Here is an 830-nt window from a genome sequence, read left to right as displayed (position 1 = left end):
CGGCTGATCTGGCGGGTCGCCCGCCCGGACCCGATGACCTGGCCGTGACGTTCCAACCAGATCTCGCAGTCCGCTTCGCACATCAGGTAGCGGCGGTCCTCCTCGGACAGGAACGACCCCAGATGCAGCGCAGCGTTGCGGTTTTCGACGTCCAGATGCACGACGACGGTGGTGTGCTGCCCATGCGGGCGGCGTGCCACGTCGGCGTCCCAGCCGGCCTCGACCACGCTCATGAACGCGTCGGTGGTGGTGGGGAACGGTGGCACCTGGACCGAGGGACCGTCGGGATTCTCGCCGTGCCGGGCACCGCCGTACACCTCGTCATCGGTGTCGTCGTCGGTGCCGCTGTCGGCGTGGTCACGTTTCCACGCCGCCACCAACGCATCACGATGCGAATCCAACGCGGCATCCAACTTGGCCGCCTCCACCTTCGACAACGTGATCCGATACGTCGTGTGCGTCTCGCCGACGGACTTGCGGACCGACCGCTCCGACTAGGGCTTCCGATCAGGCTTCGGGCGGGGCTCCAACTTGATCGCAGAACGCAACTGGGTCACCGTCGCCACCGACGCCAACTGCGCGTAATGCTCGTCAGACCCCTTACCGGCCCGCTCGGCGATCACCGCGACCTGATCCAACGACAACTGACCCTCGCGCATCATCGCCGCACACCGCGGGAACTCCTCCAACCGCCGCGCGGCAATCACCAGTGTCTCCGCGGTATGCGGGCTAACGCCCAACTTCCACGCCACCAACGCCGGCACCGACCGACAACCGGTCGCACCCCAAATCCCGTCACCCTCGATCTCCGCGGCGATCTCCACCAACCG

1 pseudogene (running past one end of the window) is annotated in these 830 nt (G+C 66.9%); it reads right to left on the bottom strand.

Annotation, left to right across the window (positions count from 1 at the left end):
- A pseudogene (locus tag B1790_RS09230) lies at positions 1 to 830 on the bottom strand (DUF222 domain-containing protein) (its annotated part extends 343 nt beyond the left edge of the window); the annotation flags it as partial.

This window comes from Mycobacterium sp. AT1, assembly GCF_002043095.1.
GTDB lineage: Bacteria > Actinomycetota > Actinomycetes > Mycobacteriales > Mycobacteriaceae > Mycobacterium.
The sequence above is the reverse complement of the archived record's forward strand: the minus strand, read 5'-3'. Positions and strand labels throughout refer to the sequence as shown.